Source organism: Mesorhizobium sp. WSM4871 (assembly GCF_055811295.1).
Map to the genome: position 1 here is coordinate 284,128 of NZ_JBVVPU010000008.1, position 17,362 is coordinate 301,489.

Sequence of the window (17,362 nt, forward strand, 5' to 3'; positions counted from 1 at the left end):
ATTTTGACGCGCAAAGCCAGCCCGACCATCGCGCTGTTTCCGGAAGCGAGCTTCGGCGCGGCGCTCAATTGCGTCGGCATCGCGCAGGCGCTGCGCGCTCGCGGCGCCCGGCCGGTGTTCATCTGCCATGCCGGCTTCTCCGGCGTCTTTGCCGACTATGGTTTCCAGGAATACCAGCTGCCGACCGACGATCCGCTGAGCGACAGCGAACGGCAGAGCTACTGGCAGGCTTTCGTGCGCCGCCATCTGCCGCATTTCAAGCTGAGCCCGGTCGACCAGCTCGAAACCTATGTCGCTCCGACCTGGCAGGCGATCGTCGACACCGCGGCCAATGCCGAGGCGCCGTTGCGCCAATTGCTGGCGCGGCTGAAGCCGGACGCGGTGGTGCTCGACAATGTCATTATGTTTCCCGCACTTGCCGCCGCCGGCTGCCCATGGGTGCGCGTGGTCTCCTGTGCCGAGACCGAGCTTCCCGATCCCGAGGTGCCGCCCTATTTGTCCGGCCTCGCCGCCGACGATCCGGGCCGCGCGAGTTTCGAGGCTCGCTACCTCGCGGCGGTTGCGCCGGCGCACGACCGGTTCAACCGGCTTCGTGCCGAGGCCGGCCTCGCTCCGCTGCCCAAGGGGCTGTTCCTGGAGGCCTCGCCCGACCTCAACCTGCTGTTGACGCCGTCGATCGTGCGCCGGGAACGCGCCGAGCCGCTCGACCCCTCGCGCTTTGCCTATCTCGAAGGCTGCGTGCGCTCGGAAGGGCCGTTCGAGGTGCCGGTCTTTCCGCGCAATGGCGGGCCGCTGGTCTATGTCAGCTTCGGCAGCCTTGGCGCCATGGACGTCGGCCTGATCGAGCGCATGCTGGCTGTGTTCGACAGGTTGCCGGCGCGCTTCATCGTCAATGTCGGCGGCTTGCGCGACAGCTACCGGGCGGTGCCGGACAATGTCTATCTCGACGCCTGGTTTCCGCAGCCCTCGGTGGTGGCGAAGTCGGACCTGTTCATCCATCACGGCGGCAACAACAGCTTTTGCGAGGCGCTGCGTTTCGGGGTGCCGTCGCTGATCATGCCCTATTGCTGGGATGGGCACGACAATGCGCAACGCGCCGAGGAAACCGGCGTCGGCAATCATATCGGCCGTGACAGCTGGACCGAAGTATTGGAGAAAGCCATTCTCGGCCTGCTGGCCGATGATGCGATGCGCGCCCGTCTCAGGGGAAATGCAGCTGCTATGGCGCTGAAACCCGGAACGGACGTGGCCGCCGAAGCGATACTCTCCCTGATACGGACATGAACCAATGCCTGACAATCACACAACGTCGCCTCTGAGCGGCACCAACGATCCAAGAAGCTGGCTGGCCCAGCACGCGATCAACGAAGTCGAGTGCCTGGTGCCCGACTTGAACGGCGTCTTGCGCGGCAAGGCCTTGCCGGTGTCGAAGTTCCTCAAGGCGCTGGGGGACCGCGCGCTCTATCTGCCGAGCAGCGCCTTCCTGGTCAGCGTCGACGGCCGCTATTCCGGCTCGATCGACGAGGGTTTTGCTTATTCGGACCCCGACATGCGCATGGTGCCGGATGTTTCCACGCTCTGCCTGGCGCCCGGTGCCGGTGCGGGGAAAGCCTATGTGTTCGCCGATACGTTTCACATGGACGACCGGCCCTGGATGGCCTCGCCGCGTCATGTCTTGAGGGCCGTGCTCGATCTCTACCGCCAGCGCGGCTGGCGTGCGGTGGTGGCGCCGGAGCTCGAATTCTATCTGACCGCGCCCAATCCCGATCCCGACCGTCCGTTGACCGCGCCGGTCGGCGGCAATGGCCGCGCCGAGACAGTGCAGCATCCCTACGACATGGCGGCACTGGAGGAGTTCGAACCGGTGATCCGGCGCATCTATGATTACGCGGCCGCCGCCGGCCTGCCGCTCGACACGCTGATCCATGAATCAGGGCCGGGCCAACTGGAGATCAATTTCCTGCATGGCGACCCGCTGGCGCTGGCCGACAAGGTGCTGCTGTTCAAGCGGCTGACCAGGCAGGCGGCACAGGCGAGCGGTATGCACGCCACCTTCATGGCGAAACCAATTGCGGCACAGGCCGGCAGCTCGATGCACCTGCATATGTCGGTGATCGAGGAGGCCGGCAATACATTGTTTGCCGGCTCAGATGATGCCGACACACCAATGTTCGGGCATTTCATCGGCGGGCTGCAAAGATACGTCCCCGAGATCATGCCGCTGTTTGCGCCGAACGTGAATTCGTTCCGCCGCATCCGGCCGAACCACAGTGCGCCGGCCAATATCGAGTGGTCGCATGACAACCGCTCCTGCGGCCTACGCGTGCCGGCCGGCGGGCGGGCGGCGCGGCGGGTGGAGAACCGGCTGCCCGGCGCCGATGCCAATCCCTACCTGGCGATGGCAGGCTCGCTTATCGCAGGTTATCTCGGCGTCGAGGAGAAGATCGCGCGCTCGGCCGAAGCGTCGGGCAATGCCTACAAGATCAAGAGCACGCTGCCGAAAACCATGGAGGAAGCGCTCGACCGGTTCACCGCTTGCGGCCCGGTGCGGGCGCTGCTCGGCGAGGATTTCTTCCAATCCTACCTGCGCGTCAAGAGCGTCGAGCTCGACCTGTTCCAGAGCGTCGTGACGTCCTGGGAACGCGATCATCTGCTGCTCAAGGTGTAATGATGGGATTCAATTCCGAGGGATTCAATTCCGGTTTGGATATCGGCAAATCCTATTATGTCGCCACCGCCAGCTCGTCGCCGGATCATTCCGCCCTGCAAGGCGAGGTCGACGCCGACCTGGTGGTCGTCGGTGGCGGCTGCACCGGGCTTTCCGCAGCGCTTCATGCCGCCGAACGCGGGCTGAAAGTGGTGCTGCTCGAAGGCGGCAAGATCGGCTGGGGCGCGTCGGGGCGCAATGGCGGCCAGATGATCCCCGGCCTGCGCAAGGGCGCCAAGGGGCTGGTCAAGGCCTTCGGCCCGGAGCGGGCGAAGGCGCTGTTCGATCTCGCCTTCGAGGCGCGCGGGCTGGTGCTGGATATCATCGAGCGCCACGCCATCGATTGCGACATCAGGTTGACCGGCCATCTGGTCGGCGCGGTCAATGGCTCCGACCTGCGTGACCTCGAAGAAGAGGCCGAGTGCCTGGCAACGGTGATGAAGTTCCCACATGCCGAAATCCTGTCGGCGGCGGAAGCGCGCGACAAGGTCGACACGCCCTATCATGGCGCGATGTACGAGGCGCTTGGCGGCCATATGCATCCGCTGAACTACACGTTGGGTCTTGCCCGTGCGGCAGTCGCGGCCGGTGTCGTCATCCATGAGAATTCGGTTGCCGTGCGGCTGGAGCGCGAGCCGTCCATCCGGGTCTCGACGGCTAAGGGCTCCGTCCGCGCAAAACATGTCGTGCTGGCGGGCGATGCGCTGCTTCACGGGCTGGAGCCGCGCGTCAACAGCCGCATCATGCCGGTCGGCAATTACATCGTCGCCACCGAACCGCTGGAGGGCAAACGCAATGTCATCCCGGCCAATGTCGCGGTGTCCGACACGCGCTTCGTCGTCAATTACTACCGCATGTCGGCGGACGGCCGGCTGCTGTTCGGCGGTGGCGAGCGCTACACGCCGTCGCCGCCGGCCGACATTGCCGGCTTTGTGCGGCCGCATATGGAAAAGACCTTTCCGCAGCTCAGCGGCTGCCGCATCGATCATGCCTGGGGCGGGCTGGTCTCGGTGACGACATCGCGGCTGCCGCATGTCGGGCATTATGGCGAGGTTTATTTCGCGCATGGCTATTCCGGCAAGGGGGTGATCCTGTCGACGCTGTCGGGCAAGCTGCTGGCCGAGGCGATCACCGGCGACGCCTGGCGGCTCGACCTGTTTTCGACGCTCTCGCCCATGCCGTTCCCTGGCGGCACGGCGCTGCGCGGGCCGCTCTATGTGCTCGGCATGCTGTGGTATGCGATGCGCGACCGCATCAAGCATTGAGTGCAGGCGGGCGCAGTTGTGAACAGCAAGCGCCGGCGTTCCTTCGCGCCCCCCTCTGTCCTGCCGGACATCTCCCCCTCAAGTGGGGAGATTGGCAGCTTTGACACCCCCACGCCTCTTTCAACGTTGGAGATAGGCGAAAGCGGAGATGAGGGCGGATCTCCCCCCTTGCGGGCAGGGCAATCGCAGATGAAAAGCCAAGGCTTTCGCTCTACGATGGACCCCCACCCCTAACCCCTTCCCACAGGGGGGAGGGAGACTTCCGCTGGCGCTGACCTCGGCAAATTGCCTGTCTTTTGACGCCAAGGAGGAAGTAAAGGCGCGCGGCAGCGTTCCCTCCCCCTTGTGGGGAGGGTTAGGGTGGGGGTCCTCTTCGCAAAAAATCCATATTGCCCTGGAGGGGGAGATGCCCGGTAGGGCAGAGGGGGGCGATGTCCCACTGACGTTGGAAAGTTGGGCAAGCCTTTTGTTAGACGACGAAGAAATCTTCGATGCGCTGCTTGGCTGCTAGCAGCGCCGGCAGGATCTCCCGTTCCATGTCAGCGACGGAAAAACGGGCCGACTGGGTCGAGACATTGATCGCCGCCACGGTCCGGCCGGTGCGGTCGTTGATCGGCACGGCGATCGAGCGCAGGCCGAGCTCGAGCTCCTCGTCGATGACGGCAAAGCCGGTCGCCTTCGCCCTGCCGATGGCTTCGGCAAGCGCTGTTCTCGCAGTGATCGTCTTTGGCGTGCGTCCCTCGATGGTCACCTGACGCAGAAAAGTCTCCAGTTCACCGGATGCAAGGCCGGAGAGCAGGACGCGTCCCATCGAGGTGCAATAGGCGGGCAGCCTGGTGCCGACATCGAGCGAGACGCTGAGGATGCGCCGGCCGGGAACACGGGCGACATAAACGATGTCCTCGCCCGACAGGATGGCGGCCGAACAGGACTCATTCAGAAGTGCCGCGACCTCGCGCATGATGGGGGCGGCAAACGTCCACAACGAAGCGCCGCCAAGCCAGGTGCGGGCGACGGTCAGCAGGCGTGGCGACAGCGAAAACTGCCGGCCGGCCTGCGTCGCGTAACCGGCAGCGGCCAGCGTCAGCAAAAAGCGGCGCGCGCCGGCGCGGGTCAGTCCCGCTTCCTCCGCCATCTCGGTCAACGTCATGCCGGCGGGGTGCCGAGCCAATATCTCCATGACCGCAAGCCCGCGTTCGAGCGAGCCGATATGGTCGCGGGAAGCGGCCTCGTCGTTCATGTGGCCTCCTGAAATGGCGGCGCTGCCCGATTGACTTCACGCCAAAATCCGACATAAAAGTATCCCATATAAAACATAAGTTCGCAATACGAACTTTTCGAGCTTTGGAGCGTGGACGATGGTCAAATTCCTGCCGCTAAGCGAGGCCGTGGCGGGAAATCTGAACGATGGCGACACGGTCGCCTTCGAGGGCTTCACCCATCTGATCCCGACCGCTGCGGCGCATGAAGCGATCCGCCAGGGGTTTGAAGAGCTGACGCTGATCCGCATGACGCCGGACCTCGTCTACGACCAGATGATCGGCATGGGCATGGCGAGGAAGATCGTCTTCTCCTATCTCGGCAACCCCGGCGTCGGGCTGTTGCGTCGCGCTCGCGACGCCATCGAGAACGGCTTTCCCCGGCCGATCGAGGTCGAGGAACACAGCCATGCCGGCATGGCCAATGCCTATGAAGCGGGCGCGGCCGGTCTGCCTTGCGCCGTGTTCCGTGGCTACCGCGGCGCCGGCCTGGCTGCGGTCAATCCGAACATCAAAACGGTCACTTGCCCGTTCACCGGCGAGGTGCTTGCCGCGGTTCCCGCCATCCGCCCCGATGTCACCTTCATCCATGCGCAGAAGGCAGACCGGAAGGGCAATGTGCTGGTCGAGGGCATCATCGGCATCCAGAAGGAAGCGGTTCTGGCGGCAAAGCGCGCCGTGGTGACGGTCGAGGAAGTGGTCGACAGTTTCGACGAATTGCATCCCAATCTGACCGTGCTGCCGAGCTGGACGATTTCGGCCATTTCAGTCGTGCCGGGTGGGTCGCACCCGTCCTATACGCATGGCTATTATGTCAGGGACAATGCCGCCTATCTCGAATGGGACGAGATCGCGGCGGACCGTGAGAAATTCCAGGCGTGGATGCGGGCGAACGTCATCGAAAGGAGCGCCGCCGATTTTGCCGCGCGCGTCGAGCATCTGAGGATTGCGGCATGAGCGACGGCGAGCCGGGTTTCACGCCCAATGAAATGATGACGATCGCCGCCAGCCGGGCGCTGAAGAACGACGATGTCTGTTTTGTCGGCATCGGCGCACCGTCGGCCGCCTGCAATGTAGCGCGGCTGACGCATGCGCCGGACATCACGCTGATCTATGAGAGCGGCACGATCGGCACCGCACCGCAAGTCTTGCCGCTGTCGATCGGCGACGGCGAATTGTGCGACACTGCCGTCACCACCGTCTCGGTGCCGGAGATGTTCCGCTACTGGCTGCAGGGCGGCCGCATCTCGATCGGCTTCCTCGGTGCTGCCCAGCTCGACAAGTTCGGCAACATCAACACCACGGTCATCGGCGACTATCTTCACCCCAAGACCCGGTTGCCCGGCGGCGGCGGCGCGCCGGAGATCGCCACCTCGTCGAAGGAGATCTACATCACCATGGCGCAGTCGAAGCGCGGCATGGTCGAGACCATCGATTTCTACACCTCCTTCGGCCATGGCGAGGGCGGCGATCACCGGAAGCGGCTCGGCATCGAGACAGCAGGGCCGACGCTGCTGATCACCGATCTCGCCATCTGGAAGCCAGATCCGGTGACCAAGGAGTTCACGGTGGTGTCGCTGCATCCGGGCGTCTCGCGCGCCGAGGTGCAGGCGACCTGCGGCTGGACGGTGAAATTCACCGATGCGCTCGAAGAGACACCGGCGCCGACAGCGCTCGAACTGAAGACGTTGCGCGACCTGCAGGCCCGCACCAAGGCGGCGCATGCGGCGACAGGAAAAGAGAAGGCGGCATAGATGGCCGAGGCCTATATCTGCGACTACATCCGCACGCCGATCGGACGCTTTGGCGGGGCGTTGGCTTTAGTCCGCGCGGACGATCTCGGCGCCGTGCCGCTGAAGGCATTGGTCGAGCGCAATCCTGGCATCGACTGGCAAGCGGTCGACGACGTCGTCTATGGCTGCGCCAACCAGGCCGGCGAGGACAATCGCAATGTGGCGCGGATGTCCCTGCTGCTCGCTGGCCTGCCCAAGGAGATTTCCGGCTCGACCGTCAACCGGCTGTGCGGTTCGGGCATGGATGCCGTCATCATTGCCGCGCGCGCCATCAAGGCTGGCGAGGCGGAGCTGATGATAGCGGGCGGCGTCGAGTCGATGTCGCGTGCGCCGTTCGTCATGCCGAAGGCCGAGACCGCCTTTTCGCGCAATGCCGAGATCCACGACACCACCATCGGCTGGCGCTTCGTCAACCCGCTGATGAAGCAGCAATATGGTGTCGATTCGATGCCGGAGACCGGCGAGAACGTGGCGGAAGAGTTTGCAGTCTCCCGCGCCGACCAGGATGCATTTGCCGTGCGCAGCCAGGACAAGGCGGTCGCAGCACAAGCCAATGGCCGGCTGGCGTTGGAAATCACAGCGGTGTCCATCCCGCAGCGCAAGGGCGACCCGGTTATCGTCGCGAAGGATGAACATCCGCGCGCGGGCACGACGATCGAGGCGCTGGCCAAACTGCCGACGCCGTTCCGGCAAGGCGGCACGGTCACCGCCGGCAACGCGTCGGGCGTCAATGACGGCGCGGCGGCGCTCATCGTCGCCTCGGAAGCGACTGTCAAGAAATACGGGCTGACACCGATCGCCCGCATGCTCGGCGGTGCGACCGCTGGCGTTGCGCCACGCATCATGGGCATCGGCCCGGCGCCGGCCACGCAGAAGCTTTGCGCGCGGCTCGGCCTGACGCCGCAGCAGTTCGACGTGGTTGAACTCAACGAAGCCTTTGCCTCGCAAGGCATTGCCGTATTGCGCCAACTCGGCATTGCCGAGGACGCCGGGCACGTCAACCCGAATGGCGGCGCCATCGCGCTCGGTCATCCGCTCGGCATGTCGGGCGCGCGGATAGCGGGCACGGCGGCGCTGGAGCTGCGCGAACGTGGCGGCCGCTATGCGCTTGCCACCATGTGCATCGGTGTTGGCCAGGGTATTGCGATCGTGCTCGAACGGGTTTGATCCCAAGCAATCGCTACAGAAAACAATCGTGTCCCCGACACTCGTGACGGAGACTGCCAATTGTCGAAGTCGGCGCCGCCCCTCATCGCCCTGCCGGGCACTTCTCCCCGTATAGGGACGGGGAGAAGGGGCTGGCCGCAACTTCGGCGCCCTTTTTGCAACGCTTGTGATTGGCGAAATCGTCGACGAGAGCGCCCCTCTCCCCGTCGCTATACGGGGAGAGGATGCCGGCAGGCAGGTGAGGGGCAGCGCTAACCTGAAACGATTGGTTGCGGTTTGATCCCCCGGCCTTTGACAATCATGAGCGGCGGCTCTCTCGATCAAATTTGACCATGTGGACAAAAGTCCGGCGCCGTTCCATAGTTCCCCGTCTTCGAAAATCTAGCGAACAGCCGGCTCGACATGGCTGTCGAACAGAGGGGTATGAGAATGGAAAACGGGAAGAGCAGATTCCAATTGAAACGCGAAGGGTTTTCGCGACGCAATGTGCTGGAGCTGGGCGCGCTCGGCCTGGCGGCGGCCATGCTGCCGGGCAAGGCCTGGTCGCAGGACAAGAAGCTGAAGGTGGCGGCGATCTTCGCCACGCCGATCGAGGAGCCATGGGACCACCAGATCCATGTAGCCCTGCAGAGGGCCGAGAAGGAACTCGGTATCGAATACAAATGGTCGGAGAAGGTGCAGACGGCGGATTTCAGCCGCGTCATGCGTGAATATGCGCAAGGCGGCTATGAGCTGGTGCTGGGCGACGCCTTCGCGGCCGAGCGCGAATCGCGCAGGACCGCCAAGCAGTTCCCGAAGGTCGCGTGGCTGTTCGGCTCCGGCGCCGGACCGGCGGAGCCGAATTTCGGCGTCTTCGACAACTGGATCCACGAGCCGGCCTATCTCTCCGGCCTGATTGCCGGCAAGATGTCGAAGAGCGGTACGGTCGGCGCCGTGGCGGCGATGGGCATTCCCGAGGTCAACCGGCTGGTCAACGCCTTCTTTGCCGGCGCCAGGGAGGTCAATCCCAACATCAAGAAGAAGGTCGCCTTCATCGGCTCCTTCTTCGATCCGCCCAAGGCCAAGGAGGCCGCGATCGCCCAGATCGACGCCGGCGTCGACGTGATCTATGCCGAGCGCTTCGGTGTCATCGAAGCGGCGGTAGAGAAGAAGATCCTCGCCATCTCCAACATGTCCGACCAGTCGAGCCTCGGTCCTGACACGGTGATCACCGGGCCGGTCTGGGACATGTATCCGACGGTCGAGCAGGCGATCAAGCTGGTCAAGGCCGGCGTCTTCACGGCGCAGGATTACGGCGATTTCTCGCGCATGGCCAAGGGGGGCTCCTCTCTGGCGCCGTACCACAAGTTCGACAAGACGCTGCCGGCGGACGTCAAGGAACTGGTCGAGAAGAAGAAGGCCGAGATTCTGGACGGCAATTTCCGCGTCGACGTGGATGAGAATACGCCGGTCTCGGATTGAGGTTTTTTTGAAGGTAGCGCTTGTCGCACCCCCCCTCTGCCCTGCCGGGCATCTCCCCCTCAAGGGGGGAGATTGGCAGCTTCACCGCCAGCTATATCTTTCGCGGCTGGAGATTGGCGAAAGCCAGCGTGACATCTGATCTCCCCCCTTGAGGGGGAGATGGCCGGCAGGCCAGAGGGGGGTGCGCCTGACACGCCCTCACAGTTCAGGAGCACCCTTGTCCGCCCCCCTCATCGAAATGCGCGGCATCACCAAGAGCTTCGGCGCCGTCAAGGCGAACGAGGCCGTCGATCTCAGCGTGGCGCCGGGCGAAATTCTTGGGCTGCTTGGCGAGAACGGCGCCGGCAAGACGACGCTGATGAACGTGCTGTTCGGCGCCTATGCGCCGGATGCCGGCGAGATCCTGATCGAGGGCCGGCCGGTGACGATCAACAGCTCGGCCGATGCGCTTGCCGCCGGCATCGGCATGGTGCACCAGCATTTTCACCTGGCGCCACGGCTGTCGGTGCTGGAAAACCTGCTGATAGGCATTCCGGGCAAGTCAGGCCGGATCGATCGTGCCGGCGGGCTGGCGCGGCTGGCCGAGATCGGCCGGCAGCACGGGCTGACGCTCGATCCCGATCTTCCGGTTGCGGCGCTGTCGGTCGGCGAACAACAGCGGCTGGAAATCGTCAAGGCGCTGTTTCGCGGCGCCAGGCTCCTGATCCTGGACGAGCCGACGGCGGTGCTGGCGCCGACCGAGGTCGACGGGCTGTTTGCGGCGTTGCGGTCCATGGCCGCCCAGGGCCTCGGCATCATCTTCATCTCGCATAAGCTCAACGAAGTCCGGGCGCTGACGCATCGCTGCGTCGTGCTCAGGCACGGGCGCGTCGCGGGACGTGTCGATGATCCGGCCAACACGACGTCCTCGGAGATGGCGCGGTTGATGTGCGGCCACGAGATCGTTCCGCCGGCAAGGGGACCGTCGACGCCAGGTGCAGCGGTGCTGACCCTCGAGGGCATCTCGACCTCGCGTCATTCGGGGACGGCGCTGCGGGACGTCTCGCTCTTCGTCCGTGCCGGCGAAATCCTCGGCATTGCCGGTGTCTCGGGCAACGGCCAGCGGGCGCTTGCCGAGGTGATTTCCGGCGTGGCCGCGCCCGATGCCGGACGGATGACGATAGCCGGCAAAGCGGTCTCGCAATTCTCGCCGCGCGCGGTGCAGACGCTCGGCCTCGGCCGCATCCCGGAAGACCGCATGACGACGGGGCTGGTTACCAACCTGCCGCTTGCCGATTCCATGGTGCTGCCACGCATCGGCACGGAGGCGTTCAGCCGCAAGGGGCTGCTCAAGCCCGATGCGATCCGTGCCTTCGCCGAGGCGCAGATCAAGGCCTACGACATTCGCTGTCCCGGGCCTATGACACGCGCCGGGGCGCTGTCCGGCGGCAATCTGCAGAAAGCGCTGCTGGCGCGAGAACTCGCTTTCGACCCACAAGTGCTGATCGTGTCGCAGCCGACGCGTGGCCTCGACATCGGCGCCGCCCGTTTCATCCATGAGAAATTCCTCGACATGCGGGCAAAGGGCTGCGGCATCATCGTCATCGGCGAGGATCTCGAAGAGCTGCTGATGCTCTGCGACCGCATTGCCGTGATGTATGAGGGGCGCATCGCCGGCACGCTCGACAGCGTCGACGCCACGATCGCGCGGCTCGGCCTGCTGATGACCGGGGCCGGGCAGGTCGAGGAGGCAGCGTGATGTTCCGCCTTGAAGCCCGCACCAGCACGCCCGCATGGTTCAATCTGGCGCTGCCGCTGCTGGCGATCGCGGCGACGCTTATCCTGTGCAGCGGTCTCATCGCGCTGGCCGGCGCCGGCGTGATCGAGGCCTATGGCGTGATGTTTACCGCCTCGCTCGGCGACAGCTACGCCATCACCGAAACGCTGGTGCGGGCAACACCGATGATCTTCACCGGGCTTGCGGTGGCCGTCGCCTTTCGCGCCAAATTCTGGAACATCGGCGCCGAGGGGCAATTGCTTGCCGGCGCGGTGGCGAGTTGCGCGGTCGGCGCCATCCCGATGCCGGGGCCGCTCGCCATGTTTTTGATGGCGGTGGCGGGTGCGGCCGCCGGCGCCGCGGTTGCCCTGGTCCCGGCAACGCTGCGGGTGAAGTTCAAGGTCGACGACGTGGTCAGCTCGCTGCTGCTCAACTCGGTCATCTTCTACGCGCTGATGGCGCTGATCGAGGGACCGTGGAAGGATACATTCAGCGGCTACCCGATCTCGCCGCCGATCGAGGATTCGGCAAACTTCCCGGTGCTGATGGAAGGTACACGCCTGCATCTGGGCGTGCTGGCGGCATTGATCGCGGCACCCCTGATCTGGTTCCTGATCGCACGCACGACGCTCGGCTTCAGGATCAGGGTCACCGGCGAGAACCCGGAAGCGGCGCGCTATGGCGGCATCAATGTCGAGCGCGTGCTGCTCTCGACGGCGCTGTTATCCGGCGCGCTCGCCGGGCTGGCCGGCGTCGGCGAGGTCGGCGGCGTGCATTTCCAGGTGATGAGCGACATCTCGCCGGGCTATGGCTATTCCGGCATCGTCGTCGCCATGCTGGCCAGGCTCAATCCGCTCGGCGTGGTGCCGGCGGCGATCTTCCTTGCCGCCGTGATGACCGGGGCCGAGGCGATGTCGCGGGCGACAGGTGTCCCGGCCTTCCTCAGCGACGTTATCCAGGGCACGGCGTTGCTCGCCATGCTGGTGGCGCTGCTGTTCACGGCCTACCGCATCCGCCGCGTCGGGGTGGCCCGATGAGCGTGGTGCTGGAACAGATTTTTCAGGTCGGCTTCCTCGCCGCCATCATCCGCATCGCCACGCCGCTGGCTTTCGCGACGCTCGGCGAAATGTTCTCCGAGCGGGCCGGCGTGCTCAATCTCGGCATCGAGGGCATCATGCTGTTGTCGGCGATGACCGGTTTTACGGCGACCAGCCTCAGCGGCAGCCTGTGGCTCGGCGTGCTGGCGGCGGTGCTGACCGGCATGCTGATGGGCGCGCTGCATGCGCTGTTCACGGTGGCGCTTGGCCTCAGCCAGCATGTCTGCGGCATCGGCGTGACGTTGTTCTCATCGGGTCTCGCCTATTTCCTCTACCGGCTGATCTTCGGCCAGCAATCGGTGCCGCCCAACATCAAGGGTTTCGCTACGCTGCCGATCCCGCTCCTCTCCGATATCCCGGTGCTCGGGCCGGCGGTGTTCAACCAGTTGGCGCTGGTCTACATGGCGATGCTGGCCATTCCGCTGGCCGCCTTCGTGCTCTACCGCACGCCATGGGGCCTGTCGGTGCGCATGGTCGGCGAGAATCCCCGTGCCGCCGACTCGGCCGGGGTCAGCGTGATTGCGACGCGCTTCCAGGCGGTCATTCTGGGCGGCGCCCTGATGGGGCTGGCCGGCGCCTTCCTGTCGATGGCGCAGTTCAACGCCTTCACCTTCGGCGTCGTGTCGGGTCGCGGCTGGGTGGCGATCGCGCTCGTCGTGTTCGGCCGCTGGGATCCGTGGCGCTCGGCGGGGGCGGCGCTGCTGTTCGCCTTTGTCGACGCCTTGCAGTTGCGCATGCAGGCGAGCGGGCTTGGCCACATCCCCTACGAGGCATTCCTGATGCTGCCCTTCATCTTCACCATCGTTGCGATGGCGGTGATGTCGCGCAATGCCGTCGCGCCTTCGGCACTACTCAAGCCGTTTCGCCGGGAAGAACGTTGACAGCCCAGCGAAATGCCGATGGACAGTTACCTCTCGACCAGCTACCGCCGGGTTGACGATCCGACCGGAATTCTCAGCCGCTAAGCGCCCGCATCACATTCGGCAGCGCCGGCAGCGTCAGCAAAACCGTACCGGCAAGCCAGATAGACGAGACGACGATGCTACTGGGCTGCGCCGACCAGCGCTCATAAAGGGCCGCCGGCACACCGGCGAGCATGATGGTCACCGTCGACAGGATCAACGCACTTGCCATGTAAACGATCTGACTTGAGGGAGGCGCCCAGCCCGGATACCAGACCGGATAGAGCAGGAATACCATCAGCACCCACGGCGAAAAGATACCGTTGACGATGGCGACCGCCATGACAGGCACAAGAGCGTTTCTGTCCATTGCCTCAACCCCCTTGTGAAGCCATCGGCGCAATGCCGAAATTGATCAGCAAGGCGAGATAGCCGACGCGCAAGGCCATAAGCCAGAGCACGCTGAAGACGATCACCACCGGCTGGGTCAGGATCGACGGCGTGATGGTTCGCACCATCCGCAGGATCGGGTCGGTGACGCTCTTGAAGAAGCGCCAGATGTAGTTGTCCCAGCTTTCGGGCACGAAGAGGCCGAGCAGAAGTCGCCCCATCATCGTGTACATCGCGGCGGCAAGGATGAAATTCGGTATGTGGAAATACCAGTAGGACCAGAAATCGTTCATGTGGAATTTTCCAAGGAGCGGCGCCGCCGCGTTATGACAGCGGCGCCCCCGAAATGAAAGCGGGGTCCGTCGCCGGACCCCGCCTCGAGCGCCGATCCCTGCGCGGGATCAGGCGGTCTTTTCTTCCATCATCTGCTTGCCGCGCGGTATGCGCAGTTCCTCGATGAACTCCTGCATTGCCGCAGATGGTTCCCTGGTCAGCCTGGAGACAACGATCATGACCAGGAAGCCGACAGGCAGGCCAAACGCGGCGGCCGACAGGTTCTTGACGCCCCACCAGTTGGCGATGGTCTGGGCGTGCTTGTCGAGCGCTGCCCATGCAGCCGCTTGCGCGTCCGGAGCCGCAGAAGCCCAGGCCGTCTTCAGCTCCGCATACTTCGCAATGGCGTCAGCCGGTGCCGCGGACAGGCCACTCCACGTTTCGTAGAAGCCCACTGCACCGTATCGGGTACCGAGCAAATAATACAGGCAGATGCCGAAACCGGCGATCATGCCCGCGACGGCGCCGGCGGAGTTCGTGCGCTTCCACCAGACGCCGAGCACCAACGCGGGGAACAAACCCGCGGCGGCAAGCGAGAATGCCCATGACACCATGGCGAGGATGTCGCCCGGCTTGGTCGACGCCACATAGGCGGCGGCGATGGCCACGAGCACGAGCAAAATACGCGATACCACCAGACGGCGGGCGGTCGGAGCATTCTGGTCGATCATCTTGTAGTAGATGTCGTGGCTGAGCGCGTTGGCGATGGCCAGCAGCAGGCCATCCGCCGTGGAAAGCGCGGCGGCAAGGCCGCCGGCGGCGACGAGGCCCGAGATGACGTAAGGCATGCCGGCCATTTCGGGCGTGGCCAGCACGATCATGTCGGCGTTGAGGTTGATATCGGCGAAGGAAAGTGCCGTCACACCCTTTTCGGCGCAGGCAGCTGCGATCGCCGCGGCGTCAATGGCAGCCTTGCCGCAGATCTGTACGAGCGTGCCGTCGGCCGCCGCCCAGCGCATCATCCATCCGGCTTTCTCACTGATGTTTTCGGGCGTCAGGCCCGATGCCACCAGGTCGAGCATCGTCCATTTGGCGAACGCCGCGTAGGCCGGCGCCGTGAAGTAGAGGATGAAGATGAACAGCAGCGACCAGGCGACCGAGACACGCGCTTCACGCACCGACGGGGTGGTGAAATATCGCATCAGGACGTGCGGCAGCGACGCGGTTCCGACCATCAGGCAGAGAATAAGCAGGAAGTAGTTGAGCGCATTGTAGCCGCCATGAACGAACGGCGTGATGTGATGCGTCGCGATGTTCTGCGCCGTTTCAAGCGCGGTGATGCTCGCGAGCGCCTGCCCCTGCATCAACTGCGGGATCGGCACGCCGGTTTTCACGGTGGACATCCATATGGCGGGGATCAGGTAGGCGATGATGAGCACGATGTACTGCGCAACCTGCGTCCAGGTGACGGCGCGCATGCCGCCCAGCATCGAGCAGACCAGGATGCCGGCAAGGCCGACATAGACTGCGACGTTGAAGTCGAGGCCGAGGAAGCGTGCCGAGATGATGCCGGTCGCATAGATCTGCGCCACCACATACGTGAAAGAGCAGGAGAACAGCACGATCACGCCGATGAAGCGCGCCAGATTGCCGCCATAGCGCGCCGACAGGAAGTCTGGAACCGTGTAGGCGCCGAATTTGCGCAGATAGGGCGCAACGAGAATGGCCACGAGCACGTAGCCGCCGGTCCAGCCCAGCACGAAGGCGAGGCCGTCATAGCCGAGCAGATAGAGCGTGCCGGCCATGCCGACGAAGGACGCGCCGGACATCCAGTCGGCGCCGGTCGCCATGCCGTTGTAGATCGCCGGAACCCGGCGCCCGGCCACGTAGTACTCGCCGACCTGCATGGTGCGGCTGAGAATGCCGATGACGGCGTAGATTGTGATCGTGAACGCCACGAACAGATAGCCGATGATTCTGTTCGGGACGCCCATTGCGCTTATGATCGCCATCAGGATGATGAAGGCAATGAAGCCGCCGGTGTAAATGCCGTAGATGCGGCCGAGATTGGAGGTGAAGTCGCCTCCGCCTGCCGTGGTAGCTGTCGTGTTAGCCATTGAAGTTCCCCCGATCAATCTTCAGCGACGTTATGCTCTTCGTCGATGCTGTTTTGCTTGCGGGCGAACCAGAACAGCATGACGACGAAAGCTATGAGCGAACCCTGAGCGGCCATGTAGAAGCCGAGCGGAAAGCCAAAAATGACGATGGTGTTGAGTTGCTCCACGAACATGTGGATGATGTAGCCGAAGAACATCCATAGGCCCAACATGACGAACATGAGGCTCCTGGTCCTGTTCCAATAACTTACGCGGTCTGGCGTCGCCATAGCGTTGAACCCTCCCTTGGTTGGGCAGCTTGCGAACCGTCTCGACCGCAAGGCGCCGTTTAAAGCTTGCCTCTTCCGCTGACGCGGAAGTCCTCCGGCAAATGTTGCGGCCAGGTATAGAATCAGCCGACCGTAACTTTATAGAGGTAACACTTCTTGTTGCCGCTGTTCATACGACTTTAGAATCGGTGAGAGTTGACTGGCGGCGCGGTGTCGCGAAGGCTAAACGGTCAATGTCGGTTGGAAACAAAACCGAAGGGAGCGCGCCATGAGCCTGCTGAACAACCTATTGCCCGAGTTCCTGCGCAAGCCGCAGCCGATCGGCAGTGTTGGCGAGCTGGCTGACTTCATGGATTCGCGCGCCGCCTTCCTGGCGCAGAAAAGCATAGTCGAGTTCTGCCGCGTCAGGGCAGGGGTCTACTGGCAGAAGCTGTTCAGCGAGAAGGAGTTCCAGACGGCGCTTAACCATTCGCGCTGGCGCGCCTATCCCGCGTGCTACGCCATCGTGGCGGAGATGGTAGAGGGTGCGCTGCGTGAACCTGCCGGCTTGCGCCAGCGAGACCTGCCGGCGGCGCTGGAAAAAATAGCCCTGGCGAGCTTCTCCAGATATGCCGTTCCGGAGGGCTCGCCCCCCACTTTCTGGGAGGACGCCGCCGAGCTTACACGCCAGCGCCTCGCCGCCACGCAGATCGGTCCGCCGCGGCCGGTGCGCGAAATCCCCGAGCCGCTGGCGCGGACCGTTTTCGAGATGGTCCCGATCCATCCCAATCTCCTGACCAACGACTACGACTACATTTTCAACTTCCTGAGAATGAATCTGCTGCGCGCGCATGAGGACTTCCTTGAGCAGGCTGACCGCAGCGCCCTGGCCGACGAACTGCTTGGCGCCGCGCGCATCTGAATTTG

Annotated in this window: 16 protein-coding genes; 11 read left to right on the forward strand and 5 right to left on the reverse strand. The window is 64.1% G+C overall.

Annotated features, from left to right (window positions below; translation table 11 throughout):
- Positions 1 to 3 precede the first annotated feature (3 nt).
- Genes AC0L2H_RS18540 through AC0L2H_RS18550 form a run of 3 tightly spaced genes read left to right on the forward strand, consistent with a single transcriptional unit; the run spans position 4 to position 3,972 of the window.
- Complete coding sequence (locus AC0L2H_RS18540) at positions 4 to 1,284, forward strand: glycosyltransferase (protein WP_473591555.1); 1,281 nt, start codon at positions 4 to 6, stop codon at positions 1,282 to 1,284.
- Between the two features lie 4 nt (positions 1,285 to 1,288).
- Entirely contained in the window at positions 1,289 to 2,668 is a 1,380-nt protein-coding gene (locus AC0L2H_RS18545) for a glutamine synthetase family protein (protein ID WP_473591556.1), read from the forward strand.
- Positions 2,668 to 3,972: an NAD(P)/FAD-dependent oxidoreductase gene (locus tag AC0L2H_RS18550; protein WP_473591557.1), complete on the forward strand. Its 1,305-nt coding sequence runs from the start codon at positions 2,668 to 2,670 to the stop codon at positions 3,970 to 3,972. The genes AC0L2H_RS18545 and AC0L2H_RS18550 overlap by 1 nt, the downstream gene beginning before the upstream one ends.
- A 469-nt stretch (positions 3,973 to 4,441) precedes the next feature.
- Here the strand turns inward: AC0L2H_RS18550 and AC0L2H_RS18555 are convergent, their stop codons facing one another.
- On the reverse strand, positions 4,442 to 5,212 hold the full coding sequence (locus AC0L2H_RS18555; protein WP_473591558.1) for an IclR family transcriptional regulator domain-containing protein: 771 nt from the start codon (positions 5,210 to 5,212) through the stop codon (positions 4,442 to 4,444).
- A 118-nt stretch (positions 5,213 to 5,330) separates the two neighbouring features.
- On the opposite strand from AC0L2H_RS18555, the gene AC0L2H_RS18560 reads away from it, so the two are divergent.
- From AC0L2H_RS18560 to AC0L2H_RS18590, 7 genes are all read left to right on the forward strand, one after another.
- Complete coding sequence (locus tag AC0L2H_RS18560) at positions 5,331 to 6,188, forward strand: CoA transferase subunit A (RefSeq protein WP_473591559.1); 858 nt, start codon at positions 5,331 to 5,333, stop codon at positions 6,186 to 6,188.
- Complete coding sequence (locus tag AC0L2H_RS18565; RefSeq protein WP_473591561.1) at positions 6,185 to 6,985, forward strand: CoA-transferase subunit beta; 801 nt, start codon at positions 6,185 to 6,187, stop codon at positions 6,983 to 6,985. The genes AC0L2H_RS18560 and AC0L2H_RS18565 overlap by 4 nt, the downstream gene beginning before the upstream one ends.
- Positions 6,986 to 8,191 carry a 3-oxoadipyl-CoA thiolase gene (gene pcaF, locus AC0L2H_RS18570; RefSeq protein ID WP_473591562.1) on the forward strand — a complete coding sequence of 402 codons (1,206 nt, stop codon included), beginning with the start codon at positions 6,986 to 6,988 and terminating at the stop codon, positions 8,189 to 8,191.
- A 429-nt stretch (positions 8,192 to 8,620) separates the two neighbouring features.
- On the forward strand, positions 8,621 to 9,652 hold the full coding sequence (locus AC0L2H_RS18575) for a BMP family protein (RefSeq protein WP_473591563.1): 1,032 nt from the start codon (positions 8,621 to 8,623) through the stop codon (positions 9,650 to 9,652).
- A gap of 217 nt (positions 9,653 to 9,869) precedes the next feature.
- Complete coding sequence (locus tag AC0L2H_RS18580; RefSeq protein WP_473591565.1) at positions 9,870 to 11,390, forward strand: ABC transporter ATP-binding protein; 1,521 nt, start codon at positions 9,870 to 9,872, stop codon at positions 11,388 to 11,390.
- Positions 11,390 to 12,445, forward strand: a complete 1,056-nt coding sequence (locus AC0L2H_RS18585) for an ABC transporter permease (protein WP_473591566.1) — start codon at positions 11,390 to 11,392, stop codon at positions 12,443 to 12,445. Before AC0L2H_RS18580 ends, AC0L2H_RS18585 begins: the two co-directional genes overlap by 1 nt.
- Entirely contained in the window at positions 12,442 to 13,386 is a 945-nt protein-coding gene (locus tag AC0L2H_RS18590; RefSeq protein ID WP_473591567.1) for an ABC transporter permease, read from the forward strand. The genes AC0L2H_RS18585 and AC0L2H_RS18590 overlap by 4 nt, the downstream gene beginning before the upstream one ends.
- 73 nt (positions 13,387 to 13,459) lie before the next feature.
- Here the strand turns inward: AC0L2H_RS18590 and AC0L2H_RS18595 are convergent, their stop codons facing one another.
- The 4 genes from AC0L2H_RS18595 to AC0L2H_RS18610 all read right to left on the reverse strand — a co-directional run bounded on the left by AC0L2H_RS18595 (position 13,460) and on the right by AC0L2H_RS18610 (position 16,456).
- Positions 13,460 to 13,777, reverse strand: coding sequence for a hypothetical protein (locus AC0L2H_RS18595; protein WP_473591568.1), 318 nt, complete (start codon positions 13,775 to 13,777; stop codon positions 13,460 to 13,462).
- Positions 13,778 to 13,781: 4 nt separating this feature from the next.
- Positions 13,782 to 14,090: a hypothetical protein gene (locus tag AC0L2H_RS18600; RefSeq protein WP_473591569.1), complete on the reverse strand. Its 309-nt coding sequence runs from the start codon at positions 14,088 to 14,090 to the stop codon at positions 13,782 to 13,784.
- A gap of 108 nt (positions 14,091 to 14,198) precedes the next feature.
- On the reverse strand, positions 14,199 to 16,187 hold the full coding sequence (locus tag AC0L2H_RS18605) for a sodium:solute symporter family protein (RefSeq protein WP_473591570.1): 1,989 nt from the start codon (positions 16,185 to 16,187) through the stop codon (positions 14,199 to 14,201).
- A gap of 14 nt (positions 16,188 to 16,201) precedes the next feature.
- Positions 16,202 to 16,456 carry a DUF4212 domain-containing protein gene (locus tag AC0L2H_RS18610; RefSeq protein WP_473591571.1) on the reverse strand — a complete coding sequence of 85 codons (255 nt, stop codon included), beginning with the start codon at positions 16,454 to 16,456 and terminating at the stop codon, positions 16,202 to 16,204.
- 268 nt (positions 16,457 to 16,724) lie between these two features.
- Between AC0L2H_RS18610 and AC0L2H_RS18615 the strand changes: the two genes are divergently transcribed.
- Positions 16,725 to 17,357 carry a hypothetical protein gene (locus tag AC0L2H_RS18615; protein ID WP_473591572.1) on the forward strand — a complete coding sequence of 211 codons (633 nt, stop codon included), beginning with the start codon at positions 16,725 to 16,727 and terminating at the stop codon, positions 17,355 to 17,357.
- Positions 17,358 to 17,362 lie beyond the last annotated feature (5 nt).

What these genes read in the sequence shown, in the direction of transcription:
- AC0L2H_RS18605 (WP_473591570.1), bottom strand. Translation starts at nt 16,187, where the DNA reads ATGGCTAACACGACAGCTACCACGGCAGGCGGAGGCGACTTCACCTCC.
- AC0L2H_RS18610 (WP_473591571.1), bottom strand. Translation starts at nt 16,456, where the DNA reads ATGGCGACGCCAGACCGCGTAAGTTATTGGAACAGGACCAGGAGCCTC.
- AC0L2H_RS18585 (WP_473591566.1), top strand. Translation starts at nt 11,390, where the DNA reads ATGTTCCGCCTTGAAGCCCGCACCAGCACGCCCGCATGGTTCAATCTG.
- AC0L2H_RS18615 (WP_473591572.1), top strand. Translation starts at nt 16,725, where the DNA reads ATGAGCCTGCTGAACAACCTATTGCCCGAGTTCCTGCGCAAGCCGCAG.
- AC0L2H_RS18595 (WP_473591568.1), bottom strand. Translation starts at nt 13,777, where the DNA reads ATGGACAGAAACGCTCTTGTGCCTGTCATGGCGGTCGCCATCGTCAAC.
- AC0L2H_RS18555 (WP_473591558.1), bottom strand. Translation starts at nt 5,212, where the DNA reads ATGAACGACGAGGCCGCTTCCCGCGACCATATCGGCTCGCTCGAACGC.
- AC0L2H_RS18545 (WP_473591556.1), top strand. Translation starts at nt 1,289, where the DNA reads ATGCCTGACAATCACACAACGTCGCCTCTGAGCGGCACCAACGATCCA.
- AC0L2H_RS18565 (WP_473591561.1), top strand. Translation starts at nt 6,185, where the DNA reads ATGAGCGACGGCGAGCCGGGTTTCACGCCCAATGAAATGATGACGATC.
- AC0L2H_RS18550 (WP_473591557.1), top strand. Translation starts at nt 2,668, where the DNA reads ATGATGGGATTCAATTCCGAGGGATTCAATTCCGGTTTGGATATCGGC.
- AC0L2H_RS18590 (WP_473591567.1), top strand. Translation starts at nt 12,442, where the DNA reads ATGAGCGTGGTGCTGGAACAGATTTTTCAGGTCGGCTTCCTCGCCGCC.
- AC0L2H_RS18560 (WP_473591559.1), top strand. Translation starts at nt 5,331, where the DNA reads ATGGTCAAATTCCTGCCGCTAAGCGAGGCCGTGGCGGGAAATCTGAAC.
- AC0L2H_RS18600 (WP_473591569.1), bottom strand. Translation starts at nt 14,090, where the DNA reads ATGAACGATTTCTGGTCCTACTGGTATTTCCACATACCGAATTTCATC.
- AC0L2H_RS18575 (WP_473591563.1), top strand. Translation starts at nt 8,621, where the DNA reads ATGGAAAACGGGAAGAGCAGATTCCAATTGAAACGCGAAGGGTTTTCG.
- pcaF (WP_473591562.1), top strand. Translation starts at nt 6,986, where the DNA reads ATGGCCGAGGCCTATATCTGCGACTACATCCGCACGCCGATCGGACGC.